We start from the raw sequence: 18,227 nt of genomic DNA on the forward strand, positions 1-18,227 counted from the left end.
CAAGCTATTTAGGATGGGATCCATGCGCGAATTCGATCTCATCATTGTTGGCTCTGGCTCCGGTAATTCCATCCTCACGGAGGAGTACCACAATCTGGACGTGGCCATCGTGGAACCGGGTACTTTTGGTGGCACGTGCCTCAACGTGGGGTGCATCCCCACCAAGATGTACGTGTACCCGGCCACGGTGGCCCGTGAGGCTCTGGATGCTTCCCGTCTCGGGGTGCACGCATCCAGGGACTCCGTGGATTGGCAGGCCATGCGGGATCGGATTTTCAGCCGCATCGACGCCATCGCCAACGGGGGTCTGACCTACCGAAAATCCCTGGACAACGTGACCGTGATCCAGGAATACGTGCACTTCGTGGCGCCCAAGGTGTTGGAAACGGAATCGGGGGAGCAGATCACCGCGCCCCAGATTGTCCTGGCGAACGGCTCCAGGGTTCAGCTCCCGGACGTTCCCGGTATTGATCTTCCTGGCGTGCACACCTCGGACACCGTGATGCGCCTGGACGAGTTGCCCGAGTCGATCATCGTGGTGGGCGGTGGCTATATTGCCGCCGAGTTCTGCCACGTGTTCAACGGGCTGGGATCCAAGGTCACCCAACTCAACCGGTCCGAACGACTTTTGCGCCAACACGACCACACGATTGCCGAGCGCTTCAAGCGCGAGGCCGCCCTGCAATGGGACCTGCAACTGAACCGTTCCATCACCGGCATCGAGCAGACCCCGGACGGCAAGCTCACGGTGACCGCGGCGGCGTCGGACGAATCCCTGGAGACCTGGGAAGGTACGGCGGACGTGGTGCTCGTGGCCACCGGCCGCGTGCCCAACTCGGACACACTGAATCCGGAGGCGGCAAACCTGGATGTCTACGATTCCGGTCTGTTGGCCGTGGACGAGTACCAGCGCGTGCTCAGCGATGATCAACCCGTTGAAGGCCTCTGGGCTCTGGGCGATATCTGCTCTCCGTACCAGCTCAAGCACGTGGCCAACGCGGAGGCGCGCACGGTTTCGCACAACGTGGTCCACCCCGATGACCTGCGTGCAACCGATCACCGGTTCGTGCCCTCCGCGGTGTTCACCGAGCCACAGATCGCCACTGTGGGTATGACGGAGGAACAGGCACGCGTCTGGGCCGAGCAGAACGACACGGGCATCACCGTCAAGGAACAGAACTTCGGCGATGTTGCCTACGGCTGGGCCATGGAGGACTCCGTGGGAATCTGCAAACTGATTGCGGACAGGAAGACCGGATTGCTGCTGGGCGCGCACTTGATCGGTAAGGACTCGTCCAACTTGATTCAGCCGCTCATCCAGGCCATGTCCTTCGGTCAGACGGCCCACGAAATGGCTCGCGGTCAGTACTGGATTCACCCGGCACTGGCCGAAGTGGTCGAGAACGCGCTGCTAGGGCTGGACGTGCCGGAGCAACGCTGAGCGTCATCGACCGATAGTTGATTCTCGCCGGCGGTTGGGACAGGTCGCGATGTAAGCAAGCCACTCGGTGTCGCCACGTGGCAGGGCCATGACAGAGCGGGGCCCGGTGGATCACTGATCCGCAGGGCCCCGCTCTGTCATGGTGAGCTATGCGCCAAGACTTACTTGGCGTAGATCGCCTCAATCTCGTCCGAGAAGTCCTCAATGACCTTGGGGCGCTTGAGCTTCATGGAGGGCGTCAGATAACCGTCCTCGATGGTGAAGTCACGATCCAGGATGGTGAACTTACGGATGCTCTCGGCGCGGGACACCTTGGCGTTGGCGTGGTCCACGATCTTCTGTACGTGGTCGATGACTGCCGGCTCCTTGGCCGCCTGAGCGGGTGTGAGCGAGGAGTCCAGGCCCAGGGTCGGCAGGATCTTGGGCAGGGTGTCCGGGTCCAACGTGATGAGCGCGGAAATGAATGACCTGTTGTCGCCCAGCACGATGATCTGACCCACGGTGGCCGAAGCTCGGATGGGATCCTCCAGGGTATTGGGGACCACGTTCTTGCCCGCAGCCGTCACGATGATTTCCTTCTTGCGACCGGTCACGGTGAGGATGCCTTCTTCGTCGAGGACACCCAGGTCACCGGTGGCGAACCAACCGTCGATGAAGCTTTCTGCGGTCTTGTCCGGCATGCCGTGGTACGCGTGGAACACGTTGTTGCCGCGCACCAGGATCTCGCCGTCGTGAGCGATGGCGATCTCATGGCCCGGGATCGGGTGGCCCACGGTACCCAGGCGGTTGATGCTCGGGAAGTTCGCGGAGATGGGTGCGGTGGTCTCGGTCAGACCGTAACCCTCCACCACGTACACGCCGATGCCGTTGAAGAAGTGCCCCAGGCGCGCACCCAGGAGTGCACCTCCGGATACCGCATAGCGCACGTCGCCACCCATGGCGTTGCGCAGCGTGGAGTAGACGAGCTTGTCGTACAGACGATGCTGAGCCTCGAGCAACGGCGAAACCTTGCCCGCCTGCGAAGCCTTGGACCACTCGACCGCCACTGCGACGGCACGGGCGAAGATCAACTTCTTGACCGGGGACGCAGCGGCAGCCTTCAGGCGCGCGCCCACGAAGATCTTCTCGAACACGCGCGGTACGGCAAGGATGAACGTGGGTTTGAAGCGACCCAGGTCCTCCATCAGTCCGGAGACGTCCGGGGTGTGCGCCAGGGTGACACCGGCGTCCACCGCGACGACTTCCACGAAACGTGCGAACACGTGAGCCAGCGGAAGGAACATCAGCGTGCGGGCACCGGGATAGATCACCTCAGACGCAACGGGAATCGTGTTGGCCGAGCACCCAATAAAGTTTCGGTGCGTGAGCTCGCAACCCTTGGGCGGCCCGGTAGTACCCGAGGTGTAAATGATGGTGGCGGTCCGATCCAGAGAATCACCGTCGTGCGGGTCCTCCAAATCGGTCCGGTCGGCACCTTCGGCAATGAAGGTTTCCAAGGACGACTTGGGATCGGCAGTGTCGAAGACACAGATCCGTGAGGACGCTGCGAACGGCGTGATGGCGGCGGCCGCCTCGACGCGCTCCGCGAGCTCATCGGTTTCGACGAAGATCGCCTTGGACTCGGAGTCCGACAGGATCCAGGCGATCTGATCCGGGGAGGACGTGTCGTACACGGGCACGGGAACCGCGCCCACCCACCACAGGGCGAAGTCCACGAGCGACCACTCGTAGCGCGTGCGGCTCAGGATGCCTACGCGGTCCCCGGGCTGAATACCCCGGGCGGCCAGGCCTCGTGCCACGGCAATGACTTCTTCGCGGAACTGACGCGCCGTTACATCGCGTTCCTTGCCTTCATGGAGGATCGTGTACAGGACGATGTCCGGGTTCTCGCTCGCTTGGCGGGCCAGGATCTCGGCCACGCTGTTGTGCGGAAGCGGGTCAACTACGGGGGGTACGCTCACGCGTCTCATTTAGCACCTTCTTCGTGGAGATATGGAGCCAGCCTACTGTGTGATCCAGGTCATGATGTGGCATTTATGGACGTGTCCACCTTTGAAGCGGCACATTCATTCAGACCACCGCGCCGTCGTCATCGCGGGGATCTTCGGGCAGGGCGCGATACACGAGGTACAGGCCACCGATCACTCCGGCGACACCTGCAGCCCACACCACCGTGGGCAGCGGGCCCGGCAGCGCAGCCAAGCCGATCATGATCACGAGGACCGCCAGGATCACCGTAACGGCCCGCACCATCTTGGCGCTCACGCCGCGGGTGATGTCACCGGGATCGGGGTTGTAGGACTCGTCCTCCTCGGATTCGAAGAGTTCGAGCGGCACTTCGGTCGCGGGTTGCTCCGCCGGTTCCCATGGAATCTCGTCCGCCCACGGCTCGGCGTCCTCATCGTCGCGGGGCACGTTCTCCCAGTCGTTGCCCTCGATGATGCGGCGGAAATCGTCGTCCGGCTGGGGATCCTCGGGGTCTCGTTTGCTCACGCCGACGCCGCCGCTCGGCCCGTCTCGACCGTCAGACCAAAGCCCCGCATGAGGTTCTGCACCGCATGGCGGGAGGCCGTCTCCACCAAGCCCTGGTCGTAGTCCATGGTGGCCACGTGAAAACTGTTGGGCAGCGCAATGACCTCCACCGGGCCCGCGCTGCGCTCGCGGATCAGGTCAACAGAGGCGTCGGCCACAATCCGGTCTGTCGTCGAACGGAACACGATGGCCGGCGCTGTAACGGCGGGCAGGGTCTTGATCGCCTGGCGAATCAGGATATTGAGTTGCGCTACGGCGGCCACGGGTGTGCGGTCGTAGGTGGTCTCACCCTTGGAAGGCCGGTTAATGTCGCTACCGATCCCCGGAACCGAAGGCACCACGTGCTTGACAACGTGGCTGTACGCGGCCGCGCGATTCGTCAGAGCCAGTGCGGGGTTCACCTTCAGAAGACCTGCCACCGGATATCGTGCGGCCAGCTGAACCGCCAACGCGCCGCCCATCGACAGGCCGCACACCACCACGTGCTCGTGCCGGGAGCGTAATGCCCAGTACTCCTCATCCACGGCGTCACGCCACGCGTGCCAGCTCTCCTTGGCCAGGTCTTCCCACGTGGTGCCGTGACCGGGCAGCAACGGAACGGACACGGACGGGTGGCGGCCGGCGGCGTCGTCGGCTTGGTGAATGGCGCGCGCCCACTCGATGACCGAGGCGGTCGTGGAGGTGAAACCATGCAGTACCAGCACGCCCACGGACGCGGAACCCGGGAAGAATTGATGGCCGTGTGTGGCGGGATCGAAGCTCATGGCGCCATTGTGCCAGTCCGAGCAATTGTCGTGAGAGAATCCAGCGGGGAATCCGATACGCGCACTGCTGATCCGCGCATATCAAACCCGTTCGAAGCCGCGGTCAACAGGGCAACAGAAGCTTTCCGGAAGGATCCGAGTCATGGTGTACATGTTCCTCAAGCGTTACGTGGTGGGCCCCGTAGTGAACACGGTGTACCGCCCCAAGGCCATCGGTCTGGAGAACGTCCCGTCGCAGGGCGCGGCGATCTTGGCGAGCAACCACCTGTCGATCTCCGATTCCGTGTTCATGCCGGTGGCCGTGCCCCGCCAGGTGTACTTCCTGGCCAAGTCCGAGTACTTCACGGGGCCGGGCGTCAAGGGCAAGATCGTGGGCGCCTTCTTCCGTGCCATCAATCAGATCCCCATGGACCGTAACGGCGGTAAGGCCAGTGCCAAGGCCCTGAGCGCCGGCGGTCAGGCCCTGCAGGACGGCAAACTGCTGGGCATCTACCCGGAGGGCACGCGCTCGCCGGACGGTCGTCTGTACCGCGGCAAGATCGGTGTGGCGCGCTTGGCCCTGGAAACCGGTGCTCCCGTGGTCCCGATCGCCATGGTGGGTACGGACAAGATCCAGCCCCTCGGTTCCAAGTTTCCTGACCCTCGCAAAGCCAAGGTCACCACCATCTTCGGTAAGCCCCTGGACTTCTCCCACCTCAAGGGTCAGCACGGTGATCACGCAGTAATGCGTGAGGTTACCGACAAGATCATGGCCGCGATCCAGGAACTCTCCGGTCAGGAAACCGCGGATGTGTACGCGGCCAACTACAAGAAGGAACTGGCGGAGCAGAAGCGCGAACAGTTCCGGACCCAGGTCAAGGACGCTGCCGAATCGGCACGGGAAAAGGGTCGATCCGTGTCCGCATCCGTCACGCAGCAGGCGGAGCAGCTCGGTTCCAAATTCCCGGGGCGTTCACATGATGGAAACGATGACCAGTCCTCGGACCGAAACGCCTAGACTGGGGTAATGACCTCTGTAACTCAGTCTGAACAATCACGCGCCATGACCACCCCTTCGCCCAGTGCCGCCAACTATCCCGGCCTGGACGAATGGCGCAATCGGACCATTGGTCAGCACCCGCAGTGGGCGGAGCACCCGGACTTCGCCTCCACCATCGAAGAGCTCAACGCCGTTCCGCCGCTGGTCTTCGCGGGCGAGGTGGACCTGCTGCGTGAGCGCCTGGCCTCCGTGGCCGCGGGCGAGGCCTTCTTCCTACAGGGTGGTGACTGCGCCGAGACGTTCGCGGGCGCTACCGCTGACAAGATCTCCGGTCGTGTCCAGACCCTCCTGCAGATGGCCGTCGTCCTGACCTACGGCGCCTCGTTGCCCGTGGTCAAGATGGGCCGTATGGCGGGACAGTTCTCCAAACCGCGTTCGTCCAACCTCGAGACCCGCGGTGATCAGACCCTGCCCACCTTCCGCGGTGAGATGGTCAACGGGTTCGACTTCAACGAGTCCTCCCGCGTCCACGATCCCAACCGCATGCTGCGCGGCTACCACACGTCCGCGTCCACGCTGAACCTGATCCGCGCCTTCACCACCGGTGGTTTCGCGGACCTGCGCCGCGTGCATGCATGGAACATGGGCTTCGCGGCCAACCCCGCCTACGCCCGGTACGAGTCCATGGCTCGAGAAATCGATCACGCCGTGAAGTTCATGGCGGCCTGCGGCGCTGACTTCGATGCGCTCAAGACCACCGAGTTCTTCGCCGGTCACGAGGCGCTGCTGCTCGATTACGAGCGCGCTCTGACCCGCATCGATTCCCGCACGCACCTGCCCTACGGCACGTCCGGCCACTTCCTGTGGATCGGTGAGCGCACCCGCGAGCTCGACGGCGCTCACGTGGACTTGCTCTCGCGCTTGCGCAACCCGATCGGCGTGAAGCTCGGCCCGTCCACCACGGGCGAGGACGCACTGCGCTTGATCGACGCCCTGGATCCGAATCGCGAACCGGGCCGTCTCACGTTCATCATTCGCATGGGTGCCAAGAACATCCGCGAGAAGCTCCCGGCCATCATCCAGGCGGTCGAGGGTTCCGGGGCCAAGCCCGTGTGGGTCACTGACCCCATGCACGGCAACACGGTCTCCCTGCCCTCCGGCTACAAGACCCGCAACTTCGACGACGTGGTGGACGAGGTCCGCGGCTTCTTCGAGGTGCATCAGGCCCTGGGTACCTTCCCCGGCGGCATTCACGTGGAAATGACCGGCGACGACGTCGCGGAGTGCCTGGGCGGTTCGGACCCGGTCAACGAGTCCTCCTTCGCGGAGCGCTACGAGACCCTGTGTGATCCGCGCCTGAACCACATGCAGTCCCTTGAGATCGCGTTCCTCGTAGCGGAGTACCTCTCCAAGCAGAACTGATCCCTTAGAACCACGAATGCGGCACCGCTGAATGATTCCTGTCATGGACGTCATCCAGCGGTGCCGCCGTCCTACGTGATGGGTACAGACTCACAACACCGTGAGGATCACCGTGTCGCCGTCCTCGCGCTGATGAACCACGCGGTCCAGTGTCGAGCCCACGGGACGGTTCACCTCAACCGTGAAACCGAGTTCTTCGAGCGATTCCCTGGCTGAATCGACGTTCTGGCCCACCACGTTCGGGACCTGGTCCGGCGGGCTGTCCGTGGCCACGGTAAGGTCCACCGCTGTCCCTTCCTCGGCCTTGGAACCCTGCGATGGTTGTTGCTGCAACACCGTTCCGTCCGGCTGATCCGAGTACTGGGTCTGCACACCGCCCACGGTGAAGCCGGCCTGGCTGATCGCATTGCGGGCCTCGTCCAGGGTCATCCCCTCGAACATCGGCACGTCCAGCTGTGCGGGGCCCTCGGAGACCAACAACACCACTTGTTCGATACCGTGAACACGTGCGGACTCATCGGGGTCCGTGCCGATTACCGAACCCGCTGGAATCTGGGCATTGGTCATCGTGTGCACACCCACATTGCTGATCCCCGCCGCGCTGAGCGTGCGTTCGGCGTTGGCCACGGGGACACCGGATACATCCGGCACGGTACTGGCCGCCATTCCCGGGCCGGAGGCGAGCCACCACCCCAGGAAACCGGCCAAAGCCAACAGGAGTACGAATACCACGGAACCGATCGCCAGCTGCAGCGGCGAGGGCTGCGGGTTGAGTGTGACGCGCGGCTGCTCCGGGGTCCGGTGTGCGGTGGATCCGGCGGCGGTGATGGCCACGGTCTGGGTGGCGTCCAGATCGTAGGTCGGCAGAATTCCGGAAGCGGGAATCGCGCGCGTGGCCGCATTCCGAACCCCAGAACTAGAGATCGGCTCGGTCGACCGTGAATCCTGCGGCTGAGCCGACAGCACCGTGGTTTCTGCATCTCCCGAAAAATGCGCCTGACCGGACTGCGGCAATGATTGCGTCTCATCGGAAGCAGGAATCACATGGGTTGCCTGATTCAGCGACACCGGATCATTCACGGCCGGCAACGACCGATGAATGGCGAGGGCCAGATCCAGGAGGGCGGCGGCGTCGGCGGGACGGGCGTCCGGATTGCGGGCGGTGCAGCGCAGCACGAACTCGTCCAAACTGCCCGGGATGCCGGAGGAGATGCGACTCGGCGCGGGGACGTCGCGGCTGACGTGAGCGTTGGCGACTTGAAGGGCAGTGCCCGTATAGGGGCGTGACCCGGTGAGCATTTCGTAAGCCATGATGCCCAGCGCGTAGACATCGCAGCGTTGATCCACGGGTTCGTGGCCCACGAGCTCCGGGGCGGCGTACGCGACCGTGCCCAGGATGGTGCTCGTGGAGGTGTGTTCGTCCACGGCGCGCATCAGGCCGAAGTCTGCGACCTTGACGTCACCGCCGGTGGTCAGCAGGACGTTCTCGGGTTTGATGTCCCGGTGGACCATGCCCGAGCGGTGAGCCTGCGCCAGGCCGCGCAGTACCGGGACGAGCAGGTCCAGAGTGCGACGGGCCGTCATGGGGGACTCGCGGGCGATCACGTGACGCAGGGTGGGGCCGTCCACGTATTCGAGCACCAGGTAGACCACGCCGTCAGCGGTCTGGCCCTGGTCGAGCACCGCCACGACATTCGGGTGATGCAAGCGTGCGGCGGCCTTGGCCTCGCGCTGGGCGCGCTCCACGAACTTGGGATCGTCGGCGAAGTGCGGGTGAATGATCTTGAGCGCCACCGGTCGGTCGAGACGCTCGTCCAGCCCCACGTACACGGAGGCCGTTCCGCCCGTGGCCAATCGCCGCTGGATCCGGTATCGGTGGTCCAGCAGCGTGCCGGTCAGGTGATCGTGGGGGGAATGATCAGGCAAATCGCTTTTCCTGAGCGGTAATCGCTCGTACGTAGTCCTTGGTGTCCGAGAACAAACCATAGGTCTTCACGCCGTGCAGACCCTGATAGTAAGCCCCGATGCCCATGTGCTTGGACGGCGCCTTGTCCTGGAGTTCCTTGATGATGGCCACACCAGCGGTGATGTTGTCCTGCGTGTCCAGCAGGTCCAGGTCGCGTCCGACCAGACTGGAAGCCCACTCGCCGGCGGACGGGATGACCTGCATGGTTCCCACGGCATCGGCGGGGGAGACCACGCCCTGCTGGAAACCCGACTCCTGGGCCGCATGGGCCAGCGCGAGCTTGGGGTCCACACCCATGGATTCCGCGGTCTCGCGGATCATCGACTGCACTGCCTGCTGGCTCGGCAGGTCGCGCCGCTGCAGTTCGGCGTGGTGCTTGTTCGCGGAATCCACCACGTGCTGGGGGTAGGTCCGACCGGCGAATGTATCGCCCACGGCGGGCATCGGGGTCGCCTTCGGCGCCGCCGGCGCCTTGGTCTTGGGTGCGGGTTCGGGTGCCGACGCCGCGGCGGGCGCGTGAGCGGCGTCGTCGGCCTTGGGTGCGGCCTGAGAGCCGGGAATCTTGAGGGCCTGTCCCGGACGGAGCAGCGAGGACGCGGTGAGGCCGTTGGCCTGCTGGAGTTCGAGCACGCTGACCCCGTGCTTGGCCGCGAGGTCCCAGATGGTATCACCGGAGGCGATGGTGTGGCGAGCGGTCGGTGCCTTGGGCTCCGGGTTCTCGGCGGGCTCGGTCTGGGCGGGCTTGGTCTCCGAGGCCTTGTCCTGTTGACCCGGAATCGCGAGGCGGTCGCCCGGGCGCACCATGGCGTGGGCGGGAATCTTGTTCGCCTTCATCAACTCGGTGACCGTGACGCCGTGCTTGGTGGCCAGCGACCAGACCGAATCGCCGGCGGCCACGGTGATCTCACCCGGTGCCTGGGCGTGCTGGGAGGTGCCGGTGTTCTGGGGTGTCACGGGCGACTGCGCGTGTGCCGTGCCCAGGGTTCCGAGTGCTGACAGGGCGGCAAGTGCGGTGACTGCCGAACCTTTGGTGGCTCGACGGGCCCACGTGGAACGAGCGGACGGGCGATCTTCTGGCGGCTCAACCGGCATGTTCGTGCTTCCTGCCTAAGTACGAGAGTGAGGGGAAGGCCACCGACTCACGCGAGCCGTGACAGCGTGACCAGAGTACCCGACCCGACTGAGCGAGTTGAAGAACTGACCGCAACGGCCAACCGTGGCAAAGTATTGTCCGTGAATCCTTCATCCGATATCAGCGCCGAAACCTTTGCCGAACTCGACTCCCTGGTGGGGGAGTGGACCTACCTGCCGGACATCGCGGAAGCCTTGGACATCCAGATCACCAAGGTGCACCGCATGATGGATCAGGGTGAGTTCCTGGAAGTCCGCCGCCCCTCCGACGGTATTCGCGTGGTCCCTGCGGGGTTCATGGCCGAAGGTCAGCCGCTCAACGCTCTCAAGGGCACCATTGCCGTGCTGCGGGACGCCCGCTACACGGATGCCGAGGCCATCCGCTGGTTGTTCACCGCGGACGAGTCGCTGCCGGGTCGACCGGTGGACGCACTGCGCGAAGGTCGCAAGACCGAAGTACGACGCCGCGCCCAAGCCTTGGGCTGGTAACTCTACCGGCTGCGCCGCACCGCGGCATCCGCGAGTGCGCGCAGCCCGGCGCGGGCGACCTCGTTCGTCGGGAGTGTCGCGAGCTGGTGGTCCGCGGTGGTGACGAGTTCGCCGATCAGGTCCTCGGTGTGTCCCAGCGCCCCACTGGTCTCCATGAGCGTGCGCGCGCGCTGGATCTCGTCCTCCGTGAGGTCACTGCGGCCCAGGGTGGAGTCCAACCATTCGATGTCTTCTGCTGACCCGCCTTTGGCACACAATGCGACGAGTGCGGTGCGCTTGCCTTCGCGGATGTCGTCGCCGGCGGGTTTGCCGGTCGTTTCAGGGTTGCCGAACACTCCCAGAACGTCATCCCGCAATTGGAACGCCTCACCCACCGGCAACGCGAACGCCGAACAATGAGCCAAGAAATCCTCATCCGTACCGGCCAGGGCGGCACCTATCCGCACGGGGTGTTCCACCGAGTACTTGGCCGATTTGTAACGCAACACCGCCATGGCGCGAGTCAGTTGTTCTTCGGGATCTTCGGGCGTGGGGGCGACCTCCGCGTGCACGTCCAGGTACTGACCCACCATGACCTCGGTGCGCATCGTGTCGAAGATCGCGCGGCCGGCACGTTCGTAGTCCCGGGGGAGCAATGTGGAGGCCTGGGCGAACAGCTGCTCGGCAAAGGACAGGCTCATGTCACCGGTCAGGACGGCCGCGCTGATCCCGAAGTGGGCGGCGTCGTCGCGCCAGCCTTTTTGCGTGTGTACCCGTTCGAAGTCCCGATGCACGCTGGGTTGCCCACGGCGGGTGTCCGAACGGTCCAAGATGTCGTCATGAATGAGGGCAGCGGACTGGAACAGTTCGAGCGACGCCGCCGCCCGCACAATGGCGGGCGCGAGTGTTTCGCCACCCGCGGCGCGCCAACCCCAATAACTCAACCTGGCTCGTAACCGCTTGCCGCCGGACGTGAGCCGCTCGATGGAATCCACCAACCGAGGGGCGTCCTGGGAAATCTGTGAGACGCGCTCGCGTTCCACCGAGAAGAATTCAGCCAATAGATCGTTGAGCGCCCGCGAGAACTGTGCATCCTCGGCACCTGCTGCGGCTGCGGGGTCTGGCGTCTCGGTCATACGGCGGGCACCTCGTTGTCCTGGTGATGTGGTTGATGCTGCTCCCACCGGTGGCCAGGAGCACCGCTCCAGCCTAACGGGATGACAACCGCTCTGAACGTGTCGGTGCCCGTGCCTAGGCTGGGGGCAACGGAAGAAGAATTGCTGGCCGCGCAGAGCGCTTTCACGGAATGAGGCCACTGTGTGGCCGTTGAATGACCAGCACGAGTCACTGGGAGGGATGGTTTTCGGTGAACGACAGTCCGGTAACCCGGCCCACCCGCGGGCCCTCTCCTGAACAACTCGAGAAGTACCGCCGCTGCGCCATCCTGCACGTGGACATGGACATGTTCTACGTGGGTGTCGAATTGCTGCGGACACCCCAGCACCGAGGGAAACCGGTGATCGTGGCCGGATTGGGTCCGCGGTCCGTGGTGTTGTCGGCCTCGTACGAAGCGCGGAAGTTCGGTGTGAACTCCGCCATGCCGCTCGTACAAGCGCGCGCGGCGTGCCCGCACGCCGTGGTGCTGGAACCACACCGGGAGGACTACACCTATTATTCGGGTCTGGTCATGGGCATGTTCCGGGACATCACCGACCGCGTGGAGCAGCTCAGCGTGGACGAGGCCTTTTTGGATGTCTCGAGCGCCATCCGCCGGTTGGGGCCGCCCGCAGTGATTGCTCGGCGCATCCGTGCCGAGATCGAGAACAGCACCGGCCTGACCGCTTCGGTGGGGGTGGCCGAAACCAAGACCGTGGCCAAGATTGCCTCCGCCTACTGCAAGCCCAACGGGCTTCTCATCGTGGAGCCGCAGCACACCCTGGCTTTTCTGGCCCAATTGCCCGTCACCAAGCTGTGGGGAGTGGGTAAACGCACCGCGGCCATCCTTAAGGGTGCCGGGCTGAGCACGGTGGGAGACATCGCTCGGACACCCGTCACCAGGCTGCGATCGCTAGTGGGTGACGCCGCCGGCCACCACTTGCACCAGCTGGCCAACGGCCACGATCCACGTCCCGTCACCCCCGTGCGCGAGGAAAAGAGCCTGGGCGCAGAGCGGACCTTCGACAAGGACATCTCGGACACCGCCCAACTCAAGCGGGTTCTGCTGGGCCTGTCCCACGACACGGCCGCCCGATTGCGCCGACACGGATTGCGCGCTGAACGGGTGGGTCTCAAGCTGCGGTACTCGGACTTCTCGACCATTTCGCGCTCGCGGACTCTGAATCACCCGATCACGTCCGCCCATGACCTGTACACGGAGTCGGCAGCGCTCCTGGACCACCTCGGACCCAGAAAACAATCGGTAAGGTTGCTGGGAGTTCGCGCTGAAAAACTGGCGGCCGCGGACTACGCTTTGCAGCTCAGTCTGGACGGCCGCGAGGAAGAATGGGGGGCCGCTGAGCAGGCCATGGACCGAGTTCACAGTCGCTTCGGTCCGGGAGTGGTCAGGCCCGCCAAGCTCCTTGATCCCACCGTGCCAAACCGGTCCGCAGGGGATATCCTTGATAACACGTGATGATCATTTGGGTTTCGCGGTCATCTTCATCTCTACACGCAGGAGGAATCGTGCCCCTTTCCGAGCACGAACAGCAACTTCTGGCGCAGCTTGAAAAGCAACTGCACCAAGAAGATCCGCGCTTCGCTTCCACCATGCAGCCTGAACCCACTCGTGGGCGTGGTTCCAAGCGCAACGTGGTGCTCGGCGTGGTGATTGCCGTGGTCGGTCTGGGTATTGTCCTCGCCGGTGTCGCCACCAATCTGATTCTCCTGGGTGTGCTGGGCTTCATCGTCATGGGGGTCGGCGTGTACGTCGCCATCATCCCGGCCAAGGGGGAGCGCGCAGGATCCAGCTCCGCCGGACCCAAGAAGAGCGGCAGCCCCAAATCCTCCTCCGGCTTCTTGCAGAACCTCGAACAGAAGTGGGACCAGCGCAATCAGGGTGGCGGAAACTAGTCCCTCCACTTTTCCCCCACTTTCCTCCCCACAACTTCATTTCTAGCTCCTCGGTCGCTGACCGGGGAGTTTTTCTTTGCCTCAAACCTGTCAGGAGCGGGACAGGTTCCCTGGAAACACGGGGAAGTGGAGTAGCTGCGTTGACGGTGGAGGTAAGTGGAGTAAAGTGGAGCGCGGTAGAGGAACGAGGGTGCAGCAGGACCCCCAAATCAAGGTGGTGGAGATGTTTCTCGGAACATACTCACCGCGCCTTGATGAAAAGGCCCGGCTGATCCTCCCGGCCAAGTTTCGGGCTGAACTGGCGGAAGGACTCGTACTGACTCGTGGGCAAGAGCGTTGCCTGTATGTGTTCAGTGAAGAGGAATTCGCACGTGTGCACGAACAAATGCGAGCGGCGCCGCTGTCGTCCAAGCAGGCTCGGGATTACATCCGCGTTTTTCTGTCCGGTGCCTCGGACGAGGTTCCGGACAAACAAGGTCGCGTGACCATCCCCGCGTCACTGCGCAGTTACGCCGGGCTCGGTAAGGAGCTCGCCGTGATCGGTGCGGGAAGTCGCGCGGAGATCTGGGACGCGCAGGCATGGCAGCAGTACCTGGAGGAGAAGGAGGCAGCGTTCTCGGACACCGAAGAAGAGGTGATCCCCGGACTGTTCTGATTTCGCCGCAGCTCACGCGCACCGGATACGAGATCTCCAGCCGCCCACGTCACCGTCCTGACTCGACTTCCCCCGAGTCAGGCCGGATTCGAGAGGCGAGTGGCGGAGGGGGATCTGGTAGCCGGACCGCGGAGGACCTTGGACCGTCAAACACGCGGGTGACAGCAACCAGGGCTGAACCCGGAACAGATCAGGAGCCCGAATGCAGGACACACCAGCAGAGCAGCGCCACGTACCGGTGCTGCTCGAGCGCTGTCTGGACCTTCTTGCACCCGGCTTCGAAACTGACTCACCAGTGGTTCTGGATACCACCCTGGGAATGGGCGGGCACAGTGAGGCCATGCTCAAACGCTTCCCGAATCTCACGGTCGTGGGGATTGATCGGGATCCGCAGGCACTTGAACTCGCGGGGCGCCGATTGGCACCCTTCGGCGATCGGTTCCGGAGCATTCACACCACATACGAGAACATCGCCGATGCCGCAGCGGTGGCCGGTGTGGACGCGGTGGACGGTGTCCTCTTCGATCTGGGTGTTTCCTCGTTGCAGTTGGACGAACGCGAGCGTGGTTTCGCGTATTCGTTCGACGCACCACTCGACATGCGCATGGACTCCCAAGCGGAGTTCACCGCAGAAACGGTCGTCAACGAGTACAGCGAGGATGAATTGCGCACCATTTTGCGCAATTGGGGAGAGGAACGCTTTGCCCCGCGCATTGCGCGAGCCATAGTCGCCGCGCGCGCCGTGAAACCCCTCAAGACCACGGGTGAACTCGTGGACGTGGTCAAGTCCGCCGTGCCCATGAGTGCGCAACATAAAAAGGGGCATCCTGCCAAGCAAACTTTTCAAGCGTTACGCATTGAAGTTAATGAAGAGCTTGATGTTTTAACCCGGGCAATTCCTGCCGCGTTGAAAACTATTAGGGTCGGCGGGCGTGTCGTCGCTATGAGTTACCACTCGCTTGAGGACAAAATTGTGAAGCAGGAATTTGCGCGTGGAGCGCGGTCCACGGCACCCAAGGGATTCCCTGTGGAATTGCCGGAACATCAACCCACGCTCAAGGTTCTAACTCGCGGAGCTGAGAGGCCCAGCGACGAGGAAACCGCAACCAACCCCCGAGCGGCCTCGGCTCGGTTGCGGGCTGTAGAGAAGATTCGCACCACCATGAAGTCAGGGAGTACACGATGAGCAGCGCGGCTATGTCACATCCGGCGCCGTCATCGACCCGTCAGGAAGAGCTCCGCTCCGAACAATCGCGCACGCCGCTGTCGGTCGTCCCGCAGCGTCAGGTCCGTCGCAGCCGAGTCTCCACCGTAGTGATGTGCGCCATTGCCCTCGCGGCCGCGCTGATGGGCATCCTGTTCCTCAACATCCAGATCTCCTCGGGTCAGTACCGGCTCACCGAACTCACCATTCAGGAACGAGCTCTCTCCCAGGAGAACGAGGCGCTCACGCAGGACATCGAAGCCAACGCCGCTCCCCAGAACCTCGCCGCACGCGCCAACGACCTGGGCATGGTCCAGGCCAAGGACGTGGGAACCGTGGAATTGAGCACCGGTGCCGTTGCGGCGGCGTCGGGCGTGGCAGAAAAGGGGAACGCCCAGGACATCCTGGTGCCCCCGGCCAAGATGAAGGGCTCCGAAGCAGCGGAGAACGCCCGCGTGGCTGCCGAGGAACGCGCGGAAAAGCGCGCCAAGGAAGAGGCCGAGAAGAAGGCAGCCGACCGCAAGGCGCAGCAGAAGGCCCAGGAGAAGGAGAACCTCAACGGCGGTTCCATCCCGGCGCCTGCACAGCGCGAGCCCGGCCAGTAAACTTTGCACTTCCGGCAACGGTGCCGGAACCACAGCCGCACCTTCGGAGGTAGCCCGCTACGCTGACTGCTAGGAATTGAGGATTCATCGTGTCATCACCCGCAACCGGAAACGCGTCCTGGCGACCCCGCTGGACGCGAGCGCAGGTGGGTATCGCCCTCTTGCTGGCGTTGCTGTTGGTGGTCGCGGGAAAGCTCTTCTGGGTGCAGGGGCTGGATCCCACCGGTCGCGCGGAAGCCGCGGCGGAGAGCCGCACCCAAACAGAGGTGATTCCGGCTGTACGCGGTGACATCAAGGACACGAACGGTGAAGTCCTGGCCCGCACCCTGCAGCGTTACGACATCACGGTGGATCAGACTGCAGTGGCGGCCTATACCCGCGTGAAGGAAGACCAATCCACCGAAGAGGTGACTCCCACCCAGGCGGTGTACGAGATCGCCGATGCACTCAGCCTCCCGGACACCGAGGTCAAGAACGCCCTGGACGGCGACAAGACCTTCAATTACGTGGCCCGTGGTGTGACCCCGGAGCAGTACGGCAAGATTCAGGACCTCAATCTCCCGTACGTGTTCGGTCAACCGACCTTCCAACGCAGCTACCCCAATGGCGCGGTGGGCGGGTCCATCGTGGGATTCCTGGGCGGCGACAACGAGGCCCTTGGCGGTATTGAGCAGACCCAGGACGACAAGCTGCGCGGCGTGAACGGCGAGCGTCGTTACGAAATTTCCGGTGACGGGGTGCGCATTCCCGTTGCCCCGCAAGAGTTGCAGTCACCGCAGGACGGCGCTGATGTTCAACTCTCGATGGACAGCGACGTCCAGTACTTCGCGCAACAGGCAGTGTCCGAACGCGCCGAGGAACTCAATGCTGAATGGGGCAGCGCCGTGGTGATGGACATCAAGTCCGGCAAGGTCCTGGCGATGGCGGACTCGTCCACGGTTGACCCCAACGTGCCCGGCGAGGCCGAAGGGGAGGACCTGGGCGTCCGCTCCGTGACACACGCGGTGGAGCCCGGTTCGACCCAGAAGATCCTGACCACCGCCGCCGTCATGGACCAGGGCATTGCCAATCCTGATACCGAGATCACGGTGCCTCCGCACCTGCAGATCGACTCGGAAAAGATCACGGACGCCTTTGATCACGGTACCCAGAACCGCACGGTGGCCGGGATCATCGCGGATTCCATGAACACGGGAACTGTGATCATGGGCTCCAAGATGGACAAGCAGACCCGCCACGATTACATGGCGGATTTCGGGGTTGGCCAGTCCACGGGCATCGAGCTCCCCGGTGAGACCTCCGGCATCCTGGCTCCCGCTGACGATTGGGATTTCCGCCAGCAATTCACCGTGCTGTTCGGCCAGGGCGTTTCACAGAGCCCGCTGCGCACGGCATCGATCTTCCAGGCGGTTGCCAACGACGGCGTGCTGATCGAACCTCGCCTCGTGGAGTCCACGGAGGAAGCCGACGGCTCGGTCACCACTCCCGAACAGCCGGAAGGCAAGCGAGTGGTCTCGCCCGAAGCAGCGCAGCAGACCATGGACGTCATGGAGACCGTGGTGACCGAGGGTGGCGCCAAGGAGGCAGCGGTTCCCGGTTACCGCGTGGGCGGCAAGACCGGTACCGCGGAGGCGCCCAGCGACCAGGGTGGCTACGACGGCTACACCACGTCGTTCGTGGGCGTGGCACCGATGGAAGATCCGCAGTACCTGGTGGCCGTGACACTCCAGCGCCCCGAGGGGGACGTCCACACTATTGGCGTCACGGAAACCTTCTCCACGATCATGGAACAGGTCCTGCACCACTACAACGTGCCTCCTTCTACGACGGATCCCGTGGAGATCCCCAAGGAAGTTCCGGACAATCTCGACCGCTCCGTGACTCCCACGAACGCGCTGGACCAAACGTGGCCCTCACCGGCTCGGGAAGAATCACAGGGATAAACTCGCAGCACCACCTTATTTACCGGTACGTACCGGCCCCGGTGAGCG

Annotated in this window: 16 protein-coding genes; 10 read left to right on the top strand and 6 right to left on the bottom strand. The window is 63.8% G+C overall.

Annotated features, from left to right (window positions below; genetic code table 11):
* Window positions 1–22: 22 nt before the first annotated feature.
* On the top strand, window positions 23–1,441 hold the full coding sequence (locus tag CKW39_RS12120; RefSeq protein WP_095798376.1) for a mycothione reductase: 1,419 nt from the start codon (window positions 23–25) through the stop codon (window positions 1,439–1,441).
* A 161-nt stretch (window positions 1,442–1,602) separates the two neighbouring features.
* Here the strand turns inward: CKW39_RS12120 and CKW39_RS12125 are convergent, their stop codons facing one another.
* From CKW39_RS12125 to CKW39_RS12135, 3 genes are all read right to left on the bottom strand, one after another.
* Window positions 1,603–3,411 (bottom strand): long-chain fatty acid--CoA ligase, encoded by a 1,809-nt coding sequence (locus CKW39_RS12125; protein WP_095798377.1) that lies wholly within the window; start codon window positions 3,409–3,411, stop codon window positions 1,603–1,605.
* Window positions 3,412–3,511: 100 nt separating this feature from the next.
* Entirely contained in the window at window positions 3,512–3,934 is a 423-nt protein-coding gene (locus CKW39_RS12130; protein WP_095798378.1) for a hypothetical protein, read from the bottom strand.
* Complete coding sequence (locus CKW39_RS12135; protein WP_095798379.1) at window positions 3,931–4,737, bottom strand: carboxylesterase; 807 nt, start codon at window positions 4,735–4,737, stop codon at window positions 3,931–3,933. The genes CKW39_RS12130 and CKW39_RS12135 overlap by 4 nt, the downstream gene beginning before the upstream one ends.
* Window positions 4,738–4,879: 142 nt before the next feature.
* Between CKW39_RS12135 and CKW39_RS12140 the strand changes: the two genes are divergently transcribed.
* Window positions 4,880–5,734, top strand: coding sequence for a 1-acyl-sn-glycerol-3-phosphate acyltransferase (locus tag CKW39_RS12140; RefSeq protein ID WP_095798380.1), 855 nt, complete (start codon window positions 4,880–4,882; stop codon window positions 5,732–5,734).
* Between the two features lie 9 nt (window positions 5,735–5,743).
* Window positions 5,744–7,138 (top strand): class II 3-deoxy-7-phosphoheptulonate synthase, encoded by a 1,395-nt coding sequence (locus tag CKW39_RS12145; RefSeq protein ID WP_254049399.1) that lies wholly within the window; start codon window positions 5,744–5,746, stop codon window positions 7,136–7,138.
* 90 nt (window positions 7,139–7,228) lie between these two features.
* Here CKW39_RS12145 and pknB read toward each other — a convergent pair whose 3' ends face one another.
* Both pknB and CKW39_RS12155 read right to left on the bottom strand, forming a co-directional pair.
* Entirely contained in the window at window positions 7,229–9,064 is a 1,836-nt protein-coding gene (pknB, locus tag CKW39_RS12150; protein WP_254049400.1) for a Stk1 family PASTA domain-containing Ser/Thr kinase, read from the bottom strand.
* Window positions 9,057–10,196 (bottom strand): lytic transglycosylase domain-containing protein, encoded by a 1,140-nt coding sequence (locus CKW39_RS12155; RefSeq protein WP_095798383.1) that lies wholly within the window; start codon window positions 10,194–10,196, stop codon window positions 9,057–9,059. The genes pknB and CKW39_RS12155 overlap by 8 nt, the downstream gene beginning before the upstream one ends.
* A gap of 135 nt (window positions 10,197–10,331) precedes the next feature.
* On the opposite strand from CKW39_RS12155, the gene CKW39_RS12160 reads away from it, so the two are divergent.
* The gene (locus CKW39_RS12160; RefSeq protein ID WP_095798384.1) at window positions 10,332–10,724 is read left to right on the top strand and encodes an Rv2175c family DNA-binding protein; all 393 of its coding nucleotides are present in this window, start codon (window positions 10,332–10,334) and stop codon (window positions 10,722–10,724) included.
* Window positions 10,725–10,726: 2 nt separating this feature from the next.
* Here CKW39_RS12160 and CKW39_RS12165 read toward each other — a convergent pair whose 3' ends face one another.
* Window positions 10,727–11,839, bottom strand: coding sequence for a polyprenyl synthetase family protein (locus CKW39_RS12165; protein WP_095798385.1), 1,113 nt, complete (start codon window positions 11,837–11,839; stop codon window positions 10,727–10,729).
* A 230-nt stretch (window positions 11,840–12,069) separates the two neighbouring features.
* Here CKW39_RS12165 and dinB point away from each other — a divergent pair, with 230 nt between their 5' ends.
* The 6 genes from dinB to CKW39_RS12195 all read left to right on the top strand — a co-directional run bounded on the left by dinB (window position 12,070) and on the right by CKW39_RS12195 (window position 18,179).
* Window positions 12,070–13,335, top strand: coding sequence for a DNA polymerase IV (gene dinB, locus CKW39_RS12170; protein WP_254049401.1), 1,266 nt, complete (start codon window positions 12,070–12,072; stop codon window positions 13,333–13,335).
* Between the two features lie 50 nt (window positions 13,336–13,385).
* On the top strand, window positions 13,386–13,772 hold the full coding sequence (locus CKW39_RS12175; RefSeq protein WP_095798387.1) for a DUF3040 domain-containing protein: 387 nt from the start codon (window positions 13,386–13,388) through the stop codon (window positions 13,770–13,772).
* Between the two features lie 223 nt (window positions 13,773–13,995).
* Complete coding sequence (mraZ, locus tag CKW39_RS12180; protein ID WP_095798456.1) at window positions 13,996–14,427, top strand: division/cell wall cluster transcriptional repressor MraZ; 432 nt, start codon at window positions 13,996–13,998, stop codon at window positions 14,425–14,427.
* A 202-nt stretch (window positions 14,428–14,629) separates the two neighbouring features.
* On the top strand, window positions 14,630–15,613 hold the full coding sequence (gene rsmH / locus CKW39_RS12185) for a 16S rRNA (cytosine(1402)-N(4))-methyltransferase RsmH (RefSeq protein ID WP_095798388.1): 984 nt from the start codon (window positions 14,630–14,632) through the stop codon (window positions 15,611–15,613).
* Complete coding sequence (locus tag CKW39_RS12190; RefSeq protein ID WP_254049402.1) at window positions 15,610–16,236, top strand: hypothetical protein; 627 nt, start codon at window positions 15,610–15,612, stop codon at window positions 16,234–16,236. Before rsmH ends, CKW39_RS12190 begins: the two co-directional genes overlap by 4 nt.
* 89 nt (window positions 16,237–16,325) lie before the next feature.
* A complete protein-coding gene (locus CKW39_RS12195; RefSeq protein WP_095798390.1) occupies window positions 16,326–18,179 on the top strand; it encodes a penicillin-binding protein 2 in 1,854 nt (617 codons plus the stop codon).
* The last annotated feature ends 48 nt before the right edge of the window (window positions 18,180–18,227 follow it).

The organism is Kocuria sp. WRN011 (assembly GCF_002295155.1).
Taxonomy (GTDB): domain Bacteria; phylum Actinomycetota; class Actinomycetes; order Actinomycetales; family Micrococcaceae; genus Kocuria; species Kocuria carniphila.